We start from the raw sequence: 21505 nt of genomic DNA, 5'->3' as shown, positions 1-21505 counted from the left end.
CCCGGCGAACCCCCAACTCAGGTATGCCATACCGATATGCGGACACCTAGTGACGCGTGCCACGACCCTGGCTTAGATTTCCAGCCGATTACCCAGGAGAAATTGCCACGGACGGAGCCCCGCCATGTCAGGACCAGAGCCAGCGCAGGCAGCCGAACCGCCGGAGCGCAGACGGATCGTCACGCCCACCCGTGTGGTGGTCGGCGTCTGCCTGCTCGTTCCGTTCGTGGCGATGCTGTGGGTGAGTTCGTACGCGAAGATCGAGCCGACGCTCATCGGGATCCCGTTCTTCTACTGGTACCAGATGCTGTGGGTGCTGATCTCGACCGCGCTGACGATGCTGGCGTACAAGCTGGTCCAGCGTGAGCAGCGCGCCCGTAAGGGTGGTGTGGCCAAGTGACCGCCCACGCCTCCGCCACCGTCCTCGCCGCGGCCCCGTCCGGCGGCGTCAACGGCATCGCACTTGCCGTCTTCGTCTTCTTCTTCCTGGCCGTGACGGTCATGGGCTTCCTGGCCGCCCGCTGGCGCAAGGCCGAGGAGTCCGCCAACCTCGACGAATGGGGTCTGGGCGGCCGCAGCTTCGGCACCTGGGTGACGTGGTTCCTGCTCGGCGGTGACCTCTACACCGCGTACACCTTCGTGGCCGTCCCGGCGGCCATCTACGCGGCGGGCGCGGCCGGCTTCTTCGCCGTCCCGTACACCATCCTGGTCTACCCGCTGATCTTCACCTTCCTGCCCCGCCTGTGGTCGGTCTCGCACAAGCACGGGTACGTCACCACCTCCGACTTCGTGCGCGGCCGCTTCGGCTCCAAGGGCCTGTCGCTGGCCGTGGCGCTCACCGGCATCCTCGCCACCATGCCGTACATCGCCCTCCAACTGGTCGGCATCCAGGCCGTCCTGGACGTGATGGGCATCGGCGGCGGCGAGAACACCAACTGGTTCGTCAAGGACCTGCCGCTGCTGATCGCGTTCGCGGTGCTGGCCGCGTACACCTACTCCTCCGGTCTGCGGGCGCCGGCCCTGATCGCCTTCGTCAAGGACGGGCTGATCTACCTGGTCATCGCCGTGGCGATCATCTACATCCCCATCAAGCTGGGCGGCTTCGACGCGATCTTCGACGCGGCCGGCAAGGCGTTCGCCCAGCCCGGGGCCGTCCCCGGCAAACCGCGGGGCGAGCTGACCAGCGGCCCCAACGCCCAATGGGCGTATGCCACCCTGGCGCTGGGCTCCGCGCTGGCGCTGTTCATGTACCCGCACTCCATCACGGCCACGCTGTCCTCCCGCAGCCGCAACGTGATCCGCCGCAACACCACCATCCTGCCGCTGTACTCCCTGATGCTGGGCTTCCTGGCGCTGCTCGGCTTCATGGCGGTCAAGGCCGGTACGGACATCCAGGGCAACCCTCAGCTGGCGATTCCCCAGCTGTTCGAGGACATGTTCCCGAGCTGGTTCTCCGGCGTCGCCTTCGCCGCGATCGGCATCGGCGCGCTGGTGCCCGCGGCCATCATGTCCATCGCCGCGGCCAACCTCTTCACCCGCAACGTCTATAAGGACTTCCTCAAGCCGGACGCGACCGCCGAGCAGGAGCACAAGGTCGCCAAGCTCGTCTCGCTGCTGGTGAAGGTCGGTGCGCTCGTCTTCGTCCTCACCATGGACAAGACCGTCGCCATCAACTTCCAGCTGCTGGGCGGCATCTGGATCCTGCAGACCATGCCGTCGCTGGTCGGCGGCCTGTTCACCCGCTGGTTCCACCGCTGGGCGCTGCTGGCCGGCTGGGCGGCCGGCATGCTCTACGGCACGCTGGCGGCGTACGGCGTGGCCAGCCCCACCCAGAAGCACTTCGGCGGCTCCAGCGCGGAGATACCCGGCATCGGCGAAATCGGGTACATCGGTCTGACCGCCTTTGTGCTGAACGTCGTGGTCTCGGTCGTGGGGACCTTCGCCCTGAAGGCCGTCAAGGCGCCGGAGGGCGTCGACGAGACCAGCCCCGCCGACTACACGGCGGACGCCGGCGACGAGGGCGTCACGACGGAGCTGCCGGAAGCCACGGAGGAGGCGCCGGCGGGGCGCTGAGCCGTCGGCCGCTTCACGCAGAGGCCGCTGCGAACCTGAGGGTTCGCGGCGGCCTTTGTGTGTGCGGGGTCAGTTCATCCAGTCCTTCAGCTGCTCGGTTTCGAGCGTGATGCCGACGGGGTCGGGGCGGAATGTTGGCTTCCGCGCAGGCCCGGGGCTTCTCCACCCGGTCACGCTGTTCGGTGTCCGAGTCGTGCGAAGTGACCTCGACGACCATCAGCACCGGGTCGGGATCAGCCCACTCCCCCTGGCCCACGAAGGCGTCACACGGCACGAGTAAGCCATCCGGACGGAGCCGGCCTTTTCGGCAGCTCTCCGTCTTCAGGCCCTGATTCGGGTCGAGGAAGAGCTCGGGCCTGTGCTGCATGCAGATACGCAGCAGCCACTGGATGATCCGTCCGCGATCCCCGTCCGGCATGGGCTTGCTCGTGACCTTGCCGTTGATGAGTTCCAACCGCGCGCCTTGCTCCAGGCGGGCGAGTATCCGGGCGGCCTCTTCGAAATGCTCGGTTTCCATGATGTGCGGGCGGTCGGCGCGCGCGGTCATGAGGCCTTCCCCTTCTTCCACGGGATGGGTCACAGAGCGTAGGGCCGACGGTAGCCGAGGCCACTGACAGACACCGCTTGATCACTCACGCGACACTAGATGTGGGGGTGCACACAACGAGCCACCACCACATGTATGCTCGTCTTCGCTGTCGCCGCAGGGGAATCCGGTGGAAATCCGGAACTGTCCCGCAACGGTATGAACGCGCACCCCCAACAGCCACAGGGCCGTCCCACGGGGTGCGGTGAAGTCCGAGGACCTGCCGACGGCACGCCCGCACCGCCATCGGTGCGGACGTCGATACGTCCGGGCCCCGAGGGTTGGGCCGATGGACGCCGCGCGGTGTGCCCGCGCACCCCTGACCGTCATGGGGTGCCGCATGCCCGCGAGCGACCGTCCGCCGCGCCCTCCCGGCCCCCGCCGAGTGAGGGAGAGCATCACGTGACCATCGCGCCAACGGAGCCCGCGTCAGCCGCCGAGGTCGTGCAGCCTGTGGTGGCCACGCCTGACACCTCCACCGGAGCGGGCCAGGACGGACCCGGCGTCGCGCTGCTGCGCACGCTGACCGACCTGACCGCGGACCTGACCGCGACCGACCCCGGCAAGGTGGCCGCCGCCGCGCTGCGCGGCCGCCACCCGGGCTCGGACGAGGCCGAGTTGCGCGCGCTGGCCATCGACGCCGCGGCCGGTCTGATCGGCGACGAGCCGCAGTACTCCAGGCTCGCCGCCCGCCTGCTCACCCTCGCCATCGCGGAGGAGGCGGCCGGACAGGGGGCGGTCGCCTTCTCCGCCTCCGTCGAGACCGGCCACCGCGAGGGCCTGATCGCCGACGAGACGGCGGAGTTCGTACGGACGCATGCCGAGCAGCTGGACGGGCTCGTCGAGAACGCCCTCCGGGACGGCGCCGACGACCGCTTCGGGTACTTCGGGCTGCGCACCCTGCACTCCCGCTACCTGCTGCGGCACCCCACCACCCGTCAGGTCATCGAGACCCCCCAGCACTTCCTGCTCCGGGTGGCCTGCGGCCTCGCCGAGGACCGCTCCGAGCGGGCGCTGGCGGATGTGGCGGAGCTGTACCGCCTGACCAGCACGCTGTCGTATCTGCCCTCCTCCCCCACGCTCTTCAACTCCGGCACCCGCCACCCGCAGATGTCCTCCTGCTACCTGCTGGACTCCCCGCTGGACGAGCTGGATTCGATCTACGACCGCTACCACCAGGTGGCCCGGCTCTCCAAGCACGCCGGCGGCATCGGTCTCTCCTACTCCCGGATCCGCGCACGGGGGTCGCTGATCCGGGGCACCAACGGTCACTCCAACGGCATCGTGCCGTTCCTGCGCACGCTCGACGCCTCGGTCGCGGCGGTGAACCAGGGCGGCCGGCGCAAGGGCGCCGCCTGCGTCTACCTGGAGACCTGGCACGCCGACATCGAGGAGTTCCTGGAGCTGCGCGACAACACCGGCGAGGAGGCCCGCCGTACGCACAACCTGAACATCGCGCACTGGATCCCGGACGAGTTCATGCGCCGGGTCGAGGCCGACGCCGACTGGTCGCTGTTCTCGCCCGCCGACGTCCCGGAGCTGGTGGACCTGTGGGGCGACGAGTTCGACGCCGCGTACCGCAGGGCCGAGGCGGACGGCCGGGCGCTCAAGCAGATCCCGGCCCGGCTGCTGTACTCGCGGATGATGCGCACCCTGGCGCAGACCGGCAACGGCTGGATGACGTTCAAGGACGCCGCCAACCGCACCGCCAACCAGACCGCCGAGCCCGGTCAGGTCGTGCACTCCTCCAACCTGTGCACGGAGATCCTGGAGGTGACCAACGACGGGGAGACCGCCGTCTGCAACCTGGGATCCGTGAACCTCGCCGCTCACCTGGGTGCCGACGGCGAGATGGACTGGGAGCGGCTGGACGCCACCGTCCGCACGGCCGTCACCTTCCTCGACCGCGTCGTGGACATCAACTTCTACCCGACCGAGCAGGCCGGGACGTCCAACGCCCGCTGGCGCCCGGTCGGCCTGGGCCTGATGGGCCTCCAGGACGTCTTCTTCCGGCTGCGGCTGCCCTTCGACTCGCCCGAGGCGAAGGAGCTGTCGACCCGTATCTCCGAGCGGATCATGCTCGCCGCGTACGAGGCCTCCGCAGACCTCGCCGAGCGGCAGGGCCCGCACCCGGCCTGGTCGGCGACGCGCACCGCCCGCGGAGTGCTGCACCCCGACCACTACCCGGACGCCGAGCCCCGCTGGGCCGACCGCTGGGCCGCGCTGCGCGCCCGGATCGCGAAGACCGGGATGCGCAACTCCCTCCTCCTGGCCATCGCCCCGACCGCCACCATCGCCTCCATCGCGGGGGTGTACGAGTGCATCGAGCCGCAGGTCTCCAACCTCTTCAAGCGAGAAACCCTGTCGGGCGAGTTCCTGCAGGTCAACGCGTATCTGATCGAGGAGCTCAAGACGCTGGGCCTGTGGGACGCACGCACCCGTGACGCGCTGCGCGAGGCCAACGGCTCCATCCAGGAGGTCGGCTGGATCCCCGAGGACGTCCGCGCCCGGTACCGCACCGCCTGGGAGATCCCGCAGCGCGCGCTGATCGACATGGCCGCGGCCCGTACGCCCTACCTCGACCAGAGCCAGTCGCTGAACCTCTTCATGGCGTCGCCGACCATCGGCAAGCTCAGCTCGATGTACGCCTACGCCTGGAAGCGCGGCATCAAGACGACGTACTACCTGCGGTCGCGCCCGGCCACCCGGATCGCCCAGTCCGCGCGCGCCGCGTCCATCCCCGCCCAGCTGCCGGTGGCCGACCCCGAGGCGGTCGCCTGCTCCCTGGAAAACCCCGAGTCCTGCGAGGCCTGCCAGTAATGCCCGACCCGTCGCCCGACCACCGCCCCTCAACGACGGCGCTGCGCGCCGGGAGCCTCATGGAAACGAACGCCGCCGCCGCCGCGCACACCGCCACCACCGGCAAGAAGAACCTCCTCGACCCGGGCTTCGAGCTGACGCTGCGTCCCATGCGGTACCCGGACTTCTACGACCGCTACCGCGACGCGATCAAGAACACCTGGACCGTGGAGGAGGTCGACCTCCACTCCGACGTCGCCGACCTCGCCAAGCTCTCGCCCGGCGAGCAGCACATGATCGGCCGGCTGGTCGCGTTCTTCGCGACCGGTGACTCGATCGTTTCGAACAACCTGGTCCTGACCCTCTACAAGCACATCAACTCCCCCGAGGCGCGGCTGTATCTGAGCCGTCAGCTCTTCGAGGAGGCCGTGCACGTCCAGTTCTATCTGACGCTGCTGGACACCTACCTCCCCGACCCGGACGACCGCGCCGCCGCCTTCGCCGCGGTGGAGAACATCCCGTCCATCCGGGAGAAGGCCGAATTCTGCTTCAAGTGGATGGACTCGGTCGAGAGCATCGACCGCCTGGAGACGAAGGCCGACCGCCGCCGCTTCCTGCTCAACCTCATCTGCTTCGCGGCCTGCATCGAGGGGCTGTTCTTCTACGGCGCGTTCGCGTACGTCTACTGGTTCCGCTCGCGCGGTCTGCTGCACGGCCTGGCCACCGGCACCAACTGGGTCTTCCGCGACGAGTCCATGCACATGGACTTCGCGTTCTCGGTGGTCGACACGGTCCGCGAGGAGGAGCCCGACCTCTTCGACGACAAGCTGGAGCAGCAGGTCACGGAGATGCTCAAGGAGGCCGTGGAGGCGGAGCTGCAGTTCGGCCGCGATCTGTGCGGTGACGGCCTGCCGGGCATGAACACCGAGTCGATGCGCGAGTACCTCCAGTGCGTCGCCGACCAGCGGCTGCAGCGCCTCGGCTTCCCGCCCGTGTACGGCTCGGAGAACCCGTTCTCCTTCATGGAGCTGCAGAACGTCCAGGAGCTGACCAACTTCTTCGAGCGCCGGGCTTCGGCCTACCAGGTCGCCGTGGAGGGCTCGGTCTCCTTCGACGACGACTTCTAGTATCAGCTGCGACCGGCCGTCCGCCGCGCTTTTGTGAGCGTTCGATGAGCGGACGGCCGGACCGCAACCGAGCCCGCATCCGTACTATCTACGGAAGTATGAAGGGGAACAGGGGTCGTCGCCGGGGACCGCGCCAGGAGCGCCGCCGGATCATCGACTATCCGCGACAGGGACACCAAGGCCCACGTCGCTGGCTGCCGTCCTGGCAACTGGTGCTCGACGCCTTCACCCACGTCTACGGAAGTGTGAAGGGGAACAGGGGGCGCCGCCGGGGGCAGCGCCAGGAGCGCCGCCGGATCATCGACTATCCGCGACTGGGGCGAGTGGGGCCGCGCCGCTGGCTGCCGTCGTGGAAGCTGCTGCTCGGCACGTTCGGCGTCGCTGTCGCGGGCCTGGCGGGGCTGTTCGTCCTCGTCTACGTCACCATCGACATCCCGAACGAGAACGAGCTGGCCGCCCAGGAAGCCTCCATCTATTACTGGGCGGACGGCAGCCAGATGGTCAGCGTCGGCGCCGTCAACCGGCAGAACGTCGGCCTGGACAAGGTCCCGGATTCCGTCGAGAACGCCGTTATCGCTGCCGAGAACGCCACCTTCTACAGCGATTCCGGTGTCTCCCTCAAGGGAATTGGCCGGGCCGTGGTGAGCATGCTCTCCGGCGGGGACACCCAGGGCGGCTCCACGATCACCCAGCAGTATGTGAAGAACACCTATCTTTCGCAGGACCAGACGTTCACCCGTAAGGCGAGGGAATTCATCATCTCGCTGAAGGTGAGCAATCAGAAGTCCAAGCGGGACATTCTGCGCGGTTATCTCAACACCAGCTGGTTCGGCCGGAGTTCGAACGGCATCCAGGCGGCCGCGCACGCCTATTACGGCATCGACGCCGACCGGCTGAACCCCAGCCAGGGAGCGCTGCTGGCCGCCCTGCTCAAGGGCGCGGAGCAATACGACCCGTCGCTGAGCAAGGGCAATCACCAGCGGGCCGTGGAGCGCTGGCGGTGGATTCTCGACCGGGAGGTCGCCACCGGCAAGATGAGCGCGAAACAGCGGGCGAAGTACACCAAGTTCCCGGAGCCCCGCGCGCTGGCGAAGCCCACCAGCCAGGCCGGCCAGACCGGTTATCTCGTCGATGTCGCCAATAAATTCGTCCAGAGCAGCACCGGGCTGACCGACAAGGACCTGGCGCGCGGCGGCTACCGCATCCACACCACGTTCGACAAAACGCTCACCCGCCGCCTGGAAGAGGCGGTCATCAATGTCCGTAAGAAAAGCATCGATCCGAAGAAGCGCGCGACCGACACGTTCGTGCAATTCGGTGCCGCCTCGGTGCGGCCCAAGGACGGGGCGATCGTCGCGGTCTACGGCGGCACGGACGCGACCAAGCACTTCAGCAACAACGCCGACACCAGCGCCGTACCGGCCGGATCGACGTTCAAGCCGTTCGTGCTGGCGACGGCCCTCCAGCAGCAGACCGAGACCTGGGGCGCCGAGGCGCGTCCGGAGGACCAGGACCGCGGCACGGAGGAGCTGCGCGGGGCCCTGATGTCGGCACAGAACCCGCCGTTCGTGGCGGCCGGGCAGCGCATCGGGCTGGAGCAGATCCGGGATCTCGTGGTGTCCGCGGGGCTGCGCGAGGAGAGCCTGGCGCAGCTGGAGCCGACGTTCCCGCTCGGCACCTCCGCACCCAGCGCGATCCGGATGGCGAGCGCCTACACCACCTTCAGCAACGGCGGACTGCACGCCGATCCCTACGCGGTCTCCCGGATGACCCTCGACGGCAAGCCCCTCGACGGCTTCGACCGCCCGGACCCCGAGCAGGTCCTGACGCCCGAGGTGGCTCAGCAGATGAACGGGATCCTGGTGGGGCTGGGCTGGCGCGCGCTGGGAACCCCGGTCGGCCGGGCCGCCTACCAGCCGGTCGCGGCGGGCATCAGCGAGCCCGGCGACCGGATGAAGTCGGCGTGGTTCATCGGCAGTCACTCCACCGGGGCCCTCGCCCCCGCAGGCGGGCCGGTGGCCGCCGAGGCCGCCAAGAAGCAGGCCCTGCAGGACGGCAACGAGCCGACCACCGCCATCACGATGTTCCGCAACAAGCCGGGCGCCCCGGAGCTGCTGCCGATGAACGGCGTGGGCGGCCCGGACTCCGGGCTGGGGACGAGCATCCCGCCACAGATCTGGGCCGCCTACGAAAACGCGTCCTGAGCAGGGGGCCCTCAGTCGTTGGCGACGACGGGGTAGCGCGGCTCCTTCTCGGCCATCTGCTTGAGCGCGTCCTTGCGCTCCCGCTTGGAGAGCCGGTCGATGTAGAGGTAGCCGTTGAGGTGGTCGGTCTCGTGCTGGAGGCAGCGCGCGAAGTAGCCGGTGCCCTCGATGGCGATCGGCTCGCCCTTGGCGTTCCGGCCGCGCACCACGGCGTAGTCGGGGCGGGCCAGCTCGGCGTAGGCGCCGGGCACCGACAGGCAGCCCTCGTTGGAGTCGTCCAGCACCCGGCGCCCGGGCGGCAGCTCGTCGAGGACGGGGTTGCAGACCGCGCCGACGTGCCGGACGCCCTCGTCGTCCAGGCAGTCGTACACGAAGACCTTCAGGTCCACGCCGATCTGGTTCGCGGCCAGACCGACGCCCTCGGCGGTGCGCTGGCTGGCGAACATGTCGTCGATGAGCCGGCCGAGCTCGTCATCGAACGCCGTGACGTCCTTGCACTCCTTGTGGAGCACCGGGTTGCCGACGACCGTGATCGGCCGCGAGGTGCCGCGCTCCCGGTGGGCCGTCTCCCGCGCTTCCGCGTCCGTGACATCGTCGGTGAACGTCTCGTCCACCTGCTGGTCACCGTCTTGATCAAACACAGGCTGCTGCGCCATGGTCCGCCGTAAGCCTTCCTCAAACCCTGAAAACCCTGCTTAGTCGCCCTACAGCCTACGGCGACGCGGGCGACGGCTCAGCAGACCTCTTCAAGATCGCGCCACTCCCGGGTGTCCGGGCTGTCGGCGACCCAGCCGTCCAGCAGGCCGCGGACCAGGGCGGCGGGCGCCGCGATGCCGCATTCGCGCTCCGGGACCCACAGGGAGCCCGAGCCCGCGGTGCGGTGCCCCAGCGGCCCCGGGTGGCCGGGCTCGCTGTGGTCGTGCGGGTCCAGATGCTCGCCGTCGCCCTCGTCGCTGGGCATCCGGCTCTCCGAGCACGTACGGCACAGCAGGCGCACCGACGACGACCAGTCCTCGGCGGCGAAGCCCGCATCGGCCGCCAGCCGCTCCAGGGCGTCCCGGTCGGCCTCCGTGGCGGCCTCCAGGAGCACCACCCAGGTGGGGACCGGGGAGGGCGCCCACAGCTCGATCTCGTCGAAGACCGGGTAGGCGGGCCCGGCGGCGGTGGTCCGCTCGCCGTGCGGGACGCCGTCGTGCAGCACGACCTCGCCCCAGCGGCGCCCGGAGGACGGCAGCGGGATGGAGAGCACCTCGATACGGGCCGGGTCCAGGCGGCGGCCCCAGACCACCTCGGCCTCGCCCTCCGGGGACAGGCGGACGGCGGCGCTGCCCAGGGCCATCCCGACCGGCTCACCGGACGGCGAGCCCTCACCGGGGACCTTGAGGCCGTACGCCTGCCAGGCGCGGCGGGCCAGCGGCCAGTCCTGGAGGGCGGTGGCGGCGATTCCGACGTTCCACCAGTCGGGCGCCCCGGTCTCGCGGTCCAGCAGGGCCACCGCGCGCAGTCCGGCGGCGCGCGCCTGCTCCCAGTCGTGCCGGAATTTGTGCAGCAGCGCGAGGTTGAACCAGGACTCCGACAGCCACGGCTCCATGTCCGCGGCGCGGGTCAGCAGCGCCCCCGCGTCCTCGTAACGGCCGTCGCCGATCAGCGTGAAAGCGCGGTCGGTCGCCTGCCGCCACGAGGCGGAGGGCCGGTGCCGTACCTTGCCGAAGATCCTCACGATTCCCGCCTGCTGGTTGCTCTCGATGCCGCTTTCCGGGGTGTCCCGAGCGGCGCCCGGGGCCCTTGTGGGGGCCCACTCGACAACCTGCCACAGATTGCCGTCGGACTCAGCCTGATTGCCGTGCCCTCTGCGGCTCCTTGCCCTTCGCCGACCCCCTGAATCCCCCTGCGAGGGGCTTCCTTCGCATCCAACCATGCCCATCTCACAGGGCGCTCATTACCCATGGGTTCCACGATGTGGGACGGCCCGGAACCGCCCGGAATCTCACCGCGCGTGATCCCGTCCGCACCTCCCCGTCACCTCGTGCCGCCCGGCCGCCGCCAGCACCCGGGCGAGCGCCTCGACGACCCGCGGTTCATGGTCCTGGGCGGTGGACAGCCGCAGCCGCTCCAGAGCGCGCAGCCCGCCTCCGGGGCCCGCGGCCGGCCGCGAAAGATCGTCGTAGGCGTTGACCGTACGGACGATACGGGCGGTGACCGGCTGGTCCCGGAACGGATCCGCCTGCCGTTCGACGATCACCGCGACCTGGGCCGGGACACCGGTCTGCCGGACGACGGCGCCGCCCAGGAGCGCGATCCGGCGCTGCTCGGCGGGCGGCAGCGGTGCGGTCGCGCCGGCCGGGACCGGGTCCAGGAGCGAGAGCTGGCCGATGTCGTGCATCAGCGCGGCGTATTCGAGGACATCCAAGTCCGGTTCGCTCAGGCCCAGTTCGCGGCCCACCGCACGGCTGAGCGCGGCCACCCGGCGGGCGTGGCCGGGCGGGGTGTAGCCGGCGATCTCGGTGGCGCGGGCCAGCGAGGCGATGGTCTGACGGTAGGTGGCCCGTACGGCGGCGAACCGGCGGAAGGCGAACTGGGTCAGCAGCAGCGGCAGCGCGCACACCGGCAGCGCCCAGAGCCCGGCGACGGCGGTGACCAGCGCGATGACCACGCCGGTGGCGCAGATGGCCGTGCCGATGCCGAGCAGCGCCCGCAACTCGTCGCGCAGCAGCGGCCCGTACGGCCAGCCGGTGCGGGCGCGGGCGAGGCCGGCGGCCAGCACCGCGTCGCACAGCAGGGTGAGCGCCAGCAGCCCGATCAGGAGGAGCGGGTGGAGCCGGCCGTCGGCGCCCCACTGCGCCAACGTGCCGGTGTTGTAGAGGGGTTGGAAGCAGGTGGCGGCGAAGCCGGCGGTCAGCACCCGGCGGGCGAGGTGGTCGAGGGCATGGCCCCCGCCGAGCGCGAGATGCGGGACGAGTCCCACCAGGACGGCCGCGACGACGACGGTCACGGTCTGCGCCACGCCGTGGGTCGTCGGCCGGCCGCCGGCCTCGCCGAGCAGCGCATACGCGAGCGCGCCGGCCGCGCCGAGGGGTGCGCTCTCCCGCTCGCCGGGTCCCGCGGTGTGCGCGGACGCCCGGCGCAGCAGTTCGCCGGCCGCGATCAGCGCGCCGAAGGCCAGCGCGGCCCCGGGCTGCGCCAGGCCGTCCCACAGGGTCCGGCCGAGGCTCCAGGCGGCGAGGGCCGCGGCGGCCGCGTACACGGCGGCGACGGTGAGGGCGCTCCCGCCCCTGCCCGCAGGGCCCTGGCGGAGGCTCATGGTGCGTCGTCCCGGCCGGGCGCTCCCGGGGCGCGGGAGGCGGGCGCCGTTCGGGGCGCCCCGGCCGTCGGCCGCGCCGGAGGGACGTTTCCGCTACCCGGCACCATGGGCGCGGCCGCCCGCGCCGCGCGGCCCGGCCCCGGGTCCGCCGCCGTCACCAGGTCGGGGTGCCAGCCGTACCGCTCGAGCGACGCGGCCAGCGCCCGCACCATCCGCGGGTCGAACTGGGACCCGGCGCATCTGCGCAGCTCCGCGACCGCGGCCGGGACGGGGCGGGCGCGGCTGTAGGAGCGAGTGGAGGTCATCGCATCGAAGGCGTCGGCGACGGCCACCACTCGCGCGCACTCCGGGATCTGCTGCCCCGACAGGCCGTACGGATAGCCTCGGCCGTCCAGCCGCTCGTGGTGGTGCAGGATCGCCGCCCGCGCCTCGCCCAGGAAGCCGATGCCGCGGACGATCTCGTGGCCGTACTCGGGGTGCAGCTCGATGATCCCGCGTTCGGCCGGGGTCAGCGGCCCGTCCTTGCGCAACAGCCGGGTGGGGACGCCGAGTTTGCCGACGTCGTGCAGGATCCCGGCGAACCGGAGCACCTCCATCCGGTCCTCCGCCATGCCCAGCTCCCGGGCAATCATCACCGAGGCGCGGCCGACCCGCTCGCTGTGCCCGCGGGTGTAGCGGTCCTTGATGTCCACGGCCTGCACCAGGGCGCGGATGGTGGCCTGGTGGGCGGCGCGTTCGCGGTGGTACTGGGCGAAGACCCAGCAGGAGAGGTACATCGGCAGCAGGACGAGCAGCGCCGCCGGCGGCCCGTACACGCTGCGCCACAGCACCGCCATCGTCAGCCCGGCGAGCCCGTGCAGCAGATACGGGCCCAGGGAGCGGGTCAGCAGACCGCGCCAGGCGGTACGCGGCGGGTGGCGTTCGGCGGCGATCAGGATCCCGCCGTCCAGCGCGGCGAGCACGGCGCAGAAGGCGAGGGCGGCGGCCGCGGCGGGGAGCAGCACCAGGGGGAAGCCCGCCGCGGACAACGGGTGGTCGTGGGCGCCGAGAGCGTCGAAGAGGGCGTGGCCGAGCCGGGAGGCGGCGCAGCAGGCCAGGGCGAGTTCGGCGGCGTGCCAGATCCTGCGGGCGGCCGCCGGGCGGGCCTCGGCCGGGGCGGTCAGGGCGCCGGGGACGGCGACCAGCGCGGCCAGCGGCGGCGGCAGCAGCAGGGCCGAGGCGAGGAGAACGGGGCTGGCCCAGCCGGCCGGAAAGGCCGCCGGCGGTGCCGCGGACGTGGCCGACGGCGCCGAAGGGCCCGTGGACGCGGCGTTCGACCGGTCGCTTCCGCCGCCCGTGCCGAGCCGCGCCCGCTCCCCCGTGCGCCCGCCGGTCAGCGGGCAGCGGCGCAGCTGTTCGCACAGCCCGTACAGGGCGGTCAGGGCCAGGGTGCCGGTCCAGGGGGCGGCGCCCAGCCATAAGGCGGGGGCCGCACACAGCGCCGCGGCCAGGGCCGCGCCGCCGATATACCCGCGCGCTGCCACCGGAAGTTCCCGCATCGCGCCCTCCTCACGCTTTCCCGCGCTTCCGAGGAGCGGGGGAATACCCCGGCGCGCGCTCCGCGGCACGCCTGGGTCCGGTGAGAATAGAGGGGGCGGGGCGCCGAAGAGGGCGCATCGGCGGATCGGGCGGGACGAACGGCCCCGCCGCTCACACCTTGGGGTGGTCTCCCGCATGATCCGGCCCGCGCGGCCGCGATATGTGCTGGGGCCCGGGGAGCCCTAGGAGGGGTCGGCGGCCTTTTCCGGCTTTCCGGAGCCGGCGCTGCGGGCGCCCGCACCCTTCGCCGCCTGCTCTTCCCGCTCCCGCTGGGCCTGTTCGTGCTTGGCCTGTTCGAGCACGCTGACCTCGGGGACGGTCTCCCCGGCCCGGATCAGGTCGATCCGGCCCATGACCTTCGAGCGGAGGTCGGTGGGGACGTCGTCATGGCCGCAGCAGCGCTTGACGAGCTTCTTGACGGCCTGCTCCAGCCCGTACTTCTCCAGGCACGGCGAGCATTCGTCCAGATGTACCTGGAAATCCGCGCACTCACCGGCGGGCATCTCACGGTCGAGATACTCATAGAGGTGATCGAGGACCTCTGAGCAGTCCTTCTCGTGCGGCTCTCCGCAGCTCATGATCCCGAGCCTTTCCGGTCGTGCGACTCCGATGTCCGCGCGGCCTGCGGGTCCGCGGCCGTCGCACCCGCGGGGACCAGCCCGCGTTCACGGGCGTAATCCTCCAGCATGCCGCGCAGCTGGCGGCGGCCGCGGTGCAGACGGGACATCACCGTGCCGATGGGTGTCCCCATGATGTCCGCGATCTCCTTGTACGCAAAGCCCTCGACGTCCGCGAGATAGACCGCAATGCGGAATTCCTCGGGGATCGCCTGGAGCGCGGCCTTCACGTCCGAATCGGGCAGATGGTCCAGTGCCTGCGACTCGGCGGAACGCAGCCCGGTCGACATGTGCGACTCGGCGCGGGCGAGCTGCCAGTCCTCGATCTCGTCGGCGGCGCTGCGCTGAGGCTCCCGCTGCTTCTTGCGGTAGGAGTTGATGAAGGTGTTGGTGAGGATGCGGTACATCCAGGCCTTGAGGTTCGTGCCCTCCCGGAACTGGTGGAAGGACCCGTACGCCTTCGCGTAGGTCTCCTGCACCAGGTCCTCCGCATCGGCCGGATTGCGCGTCATGCGCAGCGCCGCGGAGTACATCTGGTCCAGGAAGATGAGCGCGTCCCGCTCGAAGCGCGCATTGCGCTCGGCGTCGCTCTCCCGTCGGCCGGCGGTCTTGTCTTCAGCCGTGCCGTCGGTCCCTGCGTCGGTACCGGTGACCGGACCCACCTCCTCCAACACCATGACGGATCCTGATGCGGACCCCCTCGAATCGGAGAATAGACGACGATCCGGGGCCGCCGCCGCTCCAGCCAGGGCGGACTGCGCCACCTGCATCTGCGACCACGGCAGGTCAGCGGCCGGGCGGGCCGGGCAAGCGATTCCCATGCGGCGGACTCCCACTTCTCGTGCTGTGTGCGGACGACGTACTTGATCCTTACGCCTGGCACAACAGCCGCACCGGGCGCCTCATTCCCGGTCCGCGAGGTTATTTCGCGGGTATTTCGCAGGTGGGGTCGGTACGGCGGACCGCGCCCGGCGTTCCCGTCGCCGCGTCAGCCGAACATCGTGTCCAGCCACCCCACCACCGCGTCCGTGATCACGGCCATCGACTCCGCCTCGCCGACCCCCGCCGTCTTCGGCACCGCGAACCCGTGGTCCCCGTACGCCACCTCGGCGATCCGCGTCCCGGGCGGGAACTCCCCGGGCCTGCCGAACGGGTCGCGGCCGCCCTGGACAACCAGCGTCGGCACCCCCGCGCCGGTCAGCTCGTCCACACGGGACTTCTCGGGCTTGCCCGGCGGGTGCAGCGGGAAGCTCAGCGCCAGGACGGCGTGCGCGCCCAGTTCGCGGGCCGTACGGCAGGCGACGCGGGCGCCGGCGCTGCGGCCGCCCGCCACCACCGGCAGCCCCGGCTTCTCCAGGGCGGGCCACAGCGCCGTCCACCCGGTGTCCAGGGTCTTGGGCGCGGGGGCCAGCTTCTTGCCGGCTACCCGCCACGGCTGCTCGACCAGCGCGACGGTATAGCCGCGGGCGGGCAGCGCGGCCGCCAGGGCGCGCAGATCGCGGGCCTCGATGCCGCCGCCCGCGCCATGGCTGACCGCCACCACGGCCCGCGCCGGCGTCACCTCGCGGTACCAGGTGATACGGGCGTCGCCCACCGGGGTCGCGACCGTCTCACTCTCGTTCGCCCTCGTACTCATAGCTCCATCCTGCCCCGCGCGGCAGCCCACCCGTCACCCGGCCACCACCCCTCAACGAGCTTCGCGCCCCTCCCCCCTCAGCCCGGCGCTCAGAACAGCGTGCCGGCCTCCGGGGCCTCGAGCTCCTTGAGCAGCTCCGGCCCGTTGTTACGGACGTTGCTGACGTCCGTGGGGACGGGGTAGGCGCGCATCAGCCCGGCCGGCGGGGGCGCCAGCAGCGCGCGCAGGTCGTCGGGGTCCGTACGGGCCGGGTCGAGCCAGGCGTCCCAGCGGTCCGGGGGCAGCACCAGCGGCATCCGGGGGTGGATGTCGGCCAGCGACCGCGGGCCCTCGCCGCCGGCGCCGGCCAGCGGTGTGGTCTCGGCCTCGGTGGTGACGACCGTGCAGGTCACCCACCAGGCCAGCGGGTGGTCCTGGGGCAGCGTCGGGTCCCGCCAGAATTCGTACAGCCCGGCCATCGCCATGACGGAGCCGTCGGCCGGCGTCACGAAATACGGCTGCTTACGGGGCCGCTTCTTCCTGCCGCGCTCCTCCAGCTCCCGCTCGGCGGCGGCGGTGACCCACTCGAAGTAGCCGTCGCCGGGGAGCAGGCAGCGGCGGGTGCCGAAGGCCCGCTTGAAGGACGGCTTCTCGTGGACCGTCTCGGACCGTGCATTGATCATCTTCGCGGCGGCCTCGGGTGATTTCGACCACGACGGGACCAGGCCCCACTTCAGCGTCCGCAGCTGGCGCACCGGACCGGGCGGGAATGCGGCCGCCGCCTCGCCCTTGAGGGGACGTTCGAGCACCGCGTGCACGCCTGCCGTCGGGGCGACGTTCCAACTGGGCGCCAGGGTCTCCTGCGGCTCCCACTGCTGGATGCCGAAGAGGCCCACCAGGTCCTCGGGCTTACGACTCGCTGCATACCTACCGCACATGCGTGCCACACTGCCATGCCACCGGAAGGGGAGACATGGATACCGACCACATCACCGACCTCTGGAGCCGCGTTTTCGGGGTCCAGCCGGATCCGTCCCTCTGGTTGGTGATCGTCACCGGGGTGCTGGCGCTGGCCGTCGTCGTGCCGGGCACCGCCTGGCGGCTGTCGCGGAACGCCGTGACCATCGCGCACGAGGGCGGGCACGGACTGATCGCGCTGCTCACCGGCCGCCGCCTGCAGGGCATCCGGCTGCACTCGGACACCTCGGGGCTGACCGTCTCCCGCGGCAAGCCGACCGGCCTGGGCATGGTGCTCACCGCCGCGGCCGGCTACACCGCCCCCTCCCTGCTGGGCCTGGCAGGCGCCGCGCTGCTGGCCGCGGGGCACATCACGGCCCTGCTGTGGGGCGCCACCGCGCTGCTGATCGCCATGCTGCTCATGATCCGCAACGCGTACGGCGTGCTCACCGTCGTCGTGGCCGGCGCCGCCTTCCTGCTCGTCTCCTGGCTGACGACGCCGGACGTCCAGGCGGCGTTCGCGTACGCGGCGGTGTGGTTCCTGCTGCTGGGCGGCGTCCGGCCGCCGTTCGAGCTGATGGGCAAGCGGCGCAGGGGCGGAGCGGTGGACTCCGACCCCGACCAGCTGGCCCGGCTCACCCACGTCCCGGCGGCCGTCTGGCTGGGCCTCTTCCACGTCGTGACGCTGTGCTCCCTGATAGGCGGCGGGCGCTGGCTGCTCGGCATATGAGACAGGAGCCGACTCCGGGACGCCCGTCCGGCTCGCCATCAGCCCTTATGGCGCCCGTGCGCACTACCAGCGTCGTGTTTCGCGGAGGTTGCGCCACTTTTGATCAAGATCGGCACCCTTGCCCAGCCATTAAAGTAAGGGCATGACCGAGAGCCCCGCACTCCCCTCCCTGTGGCCCGCCCCCCTCGCCCCCGGGGCCGTCGATGCAACCGTCACCGTGCCCGGCTCCAAATCGGTCACCAACCGCGGCCTCGTACTGGCCGCCCTGTCCTCCGAGCCCGGCTGGCTGCGCCGCCCGCTGCGCTCCCGCGACACCCTCCTGATGGCCGAGGCGCTGCGCACCCTGGGCGTCGGCATCGAGGAGACCGCCTCCTCCAGCTCCGCCGGTTCCGCGGGCGCCGATGCGCTGCCCGGTGGCGGCGAGGCCTGGCGGATCATCCCTGCGGGGCTGCACGGCCCGGCCACCGTCGACGTCGGCAATGCCGGAACGGTCATGCGCTTCCTGCCGCCGGTCGCGGCCCTGGCCGACGGCCCGATCCGCTTCGACGGCGACCCCCGCTCCTACGAGCGCCCGCTCGGCGGCGTCATCGACGCGCTGCGTGCCCTGGGCGCCCGGATCGACGACGACAACCGCGGCGCGCTCCCGATGACGGTCTTCGGCGGCGGCGCCCTGGAGGGCGGCCCGGTCGAGATCGACGCCTCCTCGTCCTCCCAGTTCGTCAGCGCCCTGCTGCTGTCCGCGCCGCGCTTCAACCAGGGCGTCGAGGTCCGCCATGTAGGCGCCGCGCTGCCCTCCATGCCGCACATCCGGATGACCGTCGACATGCTGCGCAGCGTCGGCGCCCAGGTGGACACCCCCGAGGCGGGCGGCGAGCCGAACGTCTGGCGGGTCACCCCGGGCGCGCTGCTCGGCCGCGACCTGGTCGTCGAGCCGGATCTGTCCAACGCCCAGCCCTTCCTGGCCGCGGCGCTGGTCACCGGCGGCCGGGTCACGATCCCCGACTGGCCCGAGCACACCACGCAGCCCGGTGACGCGCTGCGCGAGATCTTCACCGCCATGGGCGGCTCCTGCGAGCTGACCGAACACGGCCTGACCTTCACCGGCAGCGGCCGCATCCACGGCATCGACGTAGACCTCAGCGAGGTCGGCGAGCTGACGCCGGGCATCGCCGCCGTCGCCGCCCTGGCCGACTCCCCCTCCACGCTGCGCGGCGTGGCGCATCTGCGGCTGCACGAGACCGACCGGCTGGCCGCGCTCACCAAGGAGCTCAACGAACTCGGCGGCGATGTCACCGAGACCGCCGACGGCCTGCACATCCGGCCCCGGCCCCTGCACGGCGGGATCTTCCACACCTACGAGGACCACCGCCTGGCCACCGCCGCCGCCATCCTCGGCCTGGCGGTCGAGGGCGTGGAGGTGGAGAACGTCGCCACCACCGGCAAGACCCTGCCCGACTTCCCCGCGATGTGGACGGACATGCTCGATCCGGCCGCCGTCCCCGCCCGGAGAGCTTGAGGGCTGACGCCGCCATGCGCCGCTACGGCAAGAACCCCGATGAGGACGACATCCGCGTCCGCCCCAACCCCAAGGGCAACCGCCCCCGCACTAACATCCGCCCCAAGCACGAGGACGCCGGCGAGGGCCTGGTCCTGACCGTCGACCGCGGCCGGCTGACCTGCCTGATCGAGGGCCGTACGGTCACCGCGATGAAGGCCCGCGAGCTGGGCCGCAAGAGCGCGGTGGTCGGCGACCGGGTCGCGGTCGTCGGGGATCTGACCGGCGCCAAGGACACCCTGGCCCGGATCGTCCGGGTCGAGCCGCGCACCTCGACGCTGCGCCGTACGGCCGACGACGACGACCCGTACGAGCGGGTGGTGGTCGCCAACGCCGACCAGCTGGCGATCGTCACCGCGCTGGCCGACCCCGAGCCGCGTCCCCGGCTGATCGACCGCTGCCTGGTCGCCGCGTACGACGCGGGCCTCGACCCGCTGCTCGTCCTGACCAAGTCCGATCTGGCCTCCGCCGACGCCCTGCTGGAGTCGTACGGCGCGCTGGGCGTCCCGTACGTCGTCACCAACCGCGAGGAACTGGCCGACGGCGCCGCCGCCGAGCGCGTCCGGGAGCAGCTGACGGGCCGTATGACGGCGTTCGTCGGGCACTCCGGGGTCGGCAAGACGACGCTGGTCAACGCCCTGGTACCGGAGCGCCGCCGGGCCACCGGACATGTCAACGCGGTCACCGGGCGGGGCCGGCACACCACCACCTCGGCGCTGGCGCTGCCGCTGCCCGGCGATTCGGGCTGGGTCATCGACACCCCCGGTGTGCGGTCGTTCGGCCTGCACCACGTCGACCCGTCGCGGGTCATCCACGCCTTCCCCGACCTGGAGCCGGGCACCGACGGCTGTCCGCGCGCCTGCAGTCACGACGAGGTGGACTGCGCGCTCGACCAGTGGGTCACCGACGGGCACGCCGATCCGGCCCGCCTCTATTCCCTGCGCCGGCTGCTCGCCACCAGGGAGAGACGCGAGGGCGACTGATCGTGCGAAGGGGCTGCCACCCGTCCGAGGTAACTGCATAATCACCCCAAGGCAGGCGAAGCGCTCACCGATCTCTGAGGACCTGACGACCACACGGACCTGACGGAGGCAATGGGACATGGCGTGGCTGCTGGTCGTGGTGGCGGGGATCCTGGAGACCGGGTTCGCCGTCTGCCTCAAGCTCTCCCACGGCTTCACCCGGCTCTTCCCGACGGTCGCCTTCGCGGTCTTCGCACTGGGCAGCTTCGGCCTGCTGACCCTGGCGCTGCGCAAACTGGACGTCGGCCCGGCCTACGCGGTGTGGACGGGCATCGGCGCGGCCGGCACCGCGATCTACGGCATGGTCTTCCTCGGCGACCTGGTCTCCACCCTCAAGCTGGTCTCCATCAGCCTGGTCATCGTCGGCGTCATCGGCCTACAGCTGTCGGGCTCGGCGCACTGAGGTCCCGCGCGCTCATGGGCCCGGGCGCGCTCATGGGCCCGGCGCGCTGAGGCCGGAGCACTGGGGGTCGACCCGCTCGGCGTGGCGGCGCGCGGCGTGGCGATCCCGGGCCGCGGATCCCGTACCCCGGAATACCGCCCCACCCCGCCACGTTGTGGCCCGCAGGGGGCGCACCCATCCCCTACGGGATCTGTTCCCCTCCCCCTAAGGGCCCTCACCCACCCCGCACCCGCACGAACGCGCCCCGTACGAGCCGTGACATCGCCTCCGGCCCGGCCCGGTCCGACGGGCCGGCCGGGGCGACGACACAGGACAGCGTCAGCCGGGCCGCGGTCTCGCAGGCGGTGTCGAGGGCGGGCAGCTCGCCCTTGGGCCAGTCGGGCTCCAGCGCGGCGACGGCCCGGTCGCAGAACCGGCCGACCAGCTCGGCGGGGCCCGGTCGCGGCGGGGCCGGCAGCCGGTCGCTCCAGCATCCCGTCAAAGCGGCCCTGACCAGGGGATTCGTCCGTGCGGTACGGATCGTCCAGGCGGCCGCGGCCACCACCCTGCCCGCCGCGTCGCCGCCCGGCCCGGCCGTGGGGCGCCGGGTCAGCGCCCGCTCGACCCCGGCCAGATAGTTGTCGGTCTCGCGCCGTACGAGGGCGCGGGCCAGGCCTTCCTTGCTGCCGAACTCGTTGTAGAGGGTCTGCCGGGAGACCCCGGCCGCGGCCGCGATATCCACCATGCGGATGTCGGCCCACGCCCGTCGTGTCAGCGCCGTGTATGCGGCATCCAGCAAGCATTCACGCGCTGCGGGCATCCGTCGCCTCCCCGGCCGTCGGCCCAAAAGGCCGCTGTGCGCACAGAATTGACGGGGCACCAGAGACTGTCAAGGGTCGCCGCACGCCCCGTCCATGCGCCCGGCGCGCGCCGTGCGGAAGGGCTCACACGGCCAGTGG

At 71.6% G+C, this 21505-nt stretch carries 19 protein-coding genes and 1 riboswitch; of the genes, 9 read left to right on the top strand and 10 right to left on the bottom strand.

Annotated elements, in window-relative coordinates; all coding sequences use genetic code 11:
- Positions 1 to 124: 124 nt before the first annotated feature.
- Together ACIRPT_RS18270 and mctP are read left to right on the top strand one after the other, a co-directional pair.
- A complete protein-coding gene (locus tag ACIRPT_RS18270) occupies positions 125 to 400 on the top strand; it encodes a DUF3311 domain-containing protein (RefSeq protein ID WP_403828141.1) in 276 nt (91 codons plus the stop codon).
- A complete protein-coding gene (mctP, locus tag ACIRPT_RS18265) occupies positions 397 to 2073 on the top strand; it encodes a monocarboxylate uptake permease MctP (RefSeq protein WP_403828139.1) in 1677 nt (558 codons plus the stop codon). The genes ACIRPT_RS18270 and mctP overlap by 4 nt, the downstream gene beginning before the upstream one ends.
- Positions 2074 to 2086: 13 nt before the next feature.
- Here the strand turns inward: mctP and ACIRPT_RS18260 are convergent, their stop codons facing one another.
- Positions 2087 to 2620, bottom strand: a complete 534-nt coding sequence (locus ACIRPT_RS18260) for a Uma2 family endonuclease (RefSeq protein WP_403828137.1) — start codon at positions 2618 to 2620, stop codon at positions 2087 to 2089.
- 118 nt (positions 2621 to 2738) lie between these two features.
- Positions 2739 to 2902, top strand: a riboswitch (cobalamin riboswitch).
- Positions 2903 to 3061: 159 nt separating this feature from the next.
- Here ACIRPT_RS18260 and ACIRPT_RS18255 point away from each other — a divergent pair.
- From ACIRPT_RS18255 to ACIRPT_RS18245, 3 genes are all read left to right on the top strand, one after another.
- Positions 3062 to 5479: a ribonucleoside-diphosphate reductase subunit alpha gene (locus ACIRPT_RS18255; protein WP_403828135.1), complete on the top strand. Its 2418-nt coding sequence runs from the start codon at positions 3062 to 3064 to the stop codon at positions 5477 to 5479.
- A 59-nt stretch (positions 5480 to 5538) separates the two neighbouring features.
- A complete protein-coding gene (locus ACIRPT_RS18250; RefSeq protein WP_403828133.1) occupies positions 5539 to 6585 on the top strand; it encodes a ribonucleotide-diphosphate reductase subunit beta in 1047 nt (348 codons plus the stop codon).
- 98 nt (positions 6586 to 6683) lie between these two features.
- The gene (locus tag ACIRPT_RS18245) at positions 6684 to 8789 is read left to right on the top strand and encodes a transglycosylase domain-containing protein (RefSeq protein WP_403828131.1); all 2106 of its coding nucleotides are present in this window, start codon (positions 6684 to 6686) and stop codon (positions 8787 to 8789) included.
- A gap of 11 nt (positions 8790 to 8800) precedes the next feature.
- Here ACIRPT_RS18245 and def read toward each other — a convergent pair whose 3' ends face one another.
- The 8 genes from def to ACIRPT_RS18205 all read right to left on the bottom strand — a co-directional run bounded on the left by def (position 8801) and on the right by ACIRPT_RS18205 (position 16838).
- On the bottom strand, positions 8801 to 9445 hold the full coding sequence (gene def, locus ACIRPT_RS18240) for a peptide deformylase (protein ID WP_403828129.1): 645 nt from the start codon (positions 9443 to 9445) through the stop codon (positions 8801 to 8803).
- 77 nt (positions 9446 to 9522) lie between these two features.
- The gene (locus tag ACIRPT_RS18235; protein ID WP_403502249.1) at positions 9523 to 10509 is read right to left on the bottom strand and encodes a tetratricopeptide repeat protein; all 987 of its coding nucleotides are present in this window, start codon (positions 10507 to 10509) and stop codon (positions 9523 to 9525) included.
- Between the two features lie 267 nt (positions 10510 to 10776).
- Positions 10777 to 12090 (bottom strand): HD-GYP domain-containing protein, encoded by a 1314-nt coding sequence (locus tag ACIRPT_RS18230; RefSeq protein ID WP_403828127.1) that lies wholly within the window; start codon positions 12088 to 12090, stop codon positions 10777 to 10779.
- Entirely contained in the window at positions 12087 to 13628 is a 1542-nt protein-coding gene (locus tag ACIRPT_RS18225; RefSeq protein ID WP_403828125.1) for an HD-GYP domain-containing protein, read from the bottom strand. The genes ACIRPT_RS18230 and ACIRPT_RS18225 overlap by 4 nt, the downstream gene beginning before the upstream one ends.
- 222 nt (positions 13629 to 13850) lie before the next feature.
- Entirely contained in the window at positions 13851 to 14246 is a 396-nt protein-coding gene (gene rsrA, locus ACIRPT_RS18220) for a mycothiol system anti-sigma-R factor (RefSeq protein ID WP_403828123.1), read from the bottom strand.
- Positions 14243 to 14947 (bottom strand): sigma-70 family RNA polymerase sigma factor, encoded by a 705-nt coding sequence (locus ACIRPT_RS18215; RefSeq protein WP_403828629.1) that lies wholly within the window; start codon positions 14945 to 14947, stop codon positions 14243 to 14245. The genes rsrA and ACIRPT_RS18215 overlap by 4 nt, the downstream gene beginning before the upstream one ends.
- Before the next feature lie 326 nt (positions 14948 to 15273).
- Positions 15274 to 15921, bottom strand: coding sequence for an alpha/beta family hydrolase (locus tag ACIRPT_RS18210; RefSeq protein WP_403828121.1), 648 nt, complete (start codon positions 15919 to 15921; stop codon positions 15274 to 15276).
- An 89-nt stretch (positions 15922 to 16010) separates the two neighbouring features.
- Complete coding sequence (locus ACIRPT_RS18205) at positions 16011 to 16838, bottom strand: SOS response-associated peptidase (protein ID WP_403828119.1); 828 nt, start codon at positions 16836 to 16838, stop codon at positions 16011 to 16013.
- A gap of 35 nt (positions 16839 to 16873) precedes the next feature.
- On the opposite strand from ACIRPT_RS18205, the gene ACIRPT_RS18200 reads away from it, so the two are divergent.
- From ACIRPT_RS18200 to ACIRPT_RS18185, 4 genes are all read left to right on the top strand, one after another.
- Complete coding sequence (locus tag ACIRPT_RS18200) at positions 16874 to 17587, top strand: M50 family metallopeptidase (protein WP_403828117.1); 714 nt, start codon at positions 16874 to 16876, stop codon at positions 17585 to 17587.
- Positions 17588 to 17729: 142 nt separating this feature from the next.
- Positions 17730 to 19103, top strand: a complete 1374-nt coding sequence (gene aroA, locus ACIRPT_RS18195) for a 3-phosphoshikimate 1-carboxyvinyltransferase (RefSeq protein ID WP_403828115.1) — start codon at positions 17730 to 17732, stop codon at positions 19101 to 19103.
- 14 nt (positions 19104 to 19117) lie between these two features.
- Complete coding sequence (gene rsgA / locus ACIRPT_RS18190; protein WP_403502244.1) at positions 19118 to 20125, top strand: ribosome small subunit-dependent GTPase A; 1008 nt, start codon at positions 19118 to 19120, stop codon at positions 20123 to 20125.
- A 118-nt stretch (positions 20126 to 20243) separates the two neighbouring features.
- Positions 20244 to 20567, top strand: coding sequence for a DMT family transporter (locus tag ACIRPT_RS18185; protein WP_403501264.1), 324 nt, complete (start codon positions 20244 to 20246; stop codon positions 20565 to 20567).
- Between the two features lie 214 nt (positions 20568 to 20781).
- Here the strand turns inward: ACIRPT_RS18185 and ACIRPT_RS18180 are convergent, their stop codons facing one another.
- Positions 20782 to 21366, bottom strand: coding sequence for a TetR/AcrR family transcriptional regulator (locus tag ACIRPT_RS18180; protein ID WP_403828113.1), 585 nt, complete (start codon positions 21364 to 21366; stop codon positions 20782 to 20784).
- Positions 21367 to 21505 lie beyond the last annotated feature (139 nt).

The sequence above is a fragment of the Streptomyces sp. NPDC101227 genome, assembly GCF_044767545.1.
Lineage (GTDB): Bacteria > Actinomycetota > Actinomycetes > Streptomycetales > Streptomycetaceae > Streptomyces.
Note: the sequence above shows the minus strand (reverse complement) of the source record. Positions and strands in the feature narration are given on the sequence as shown.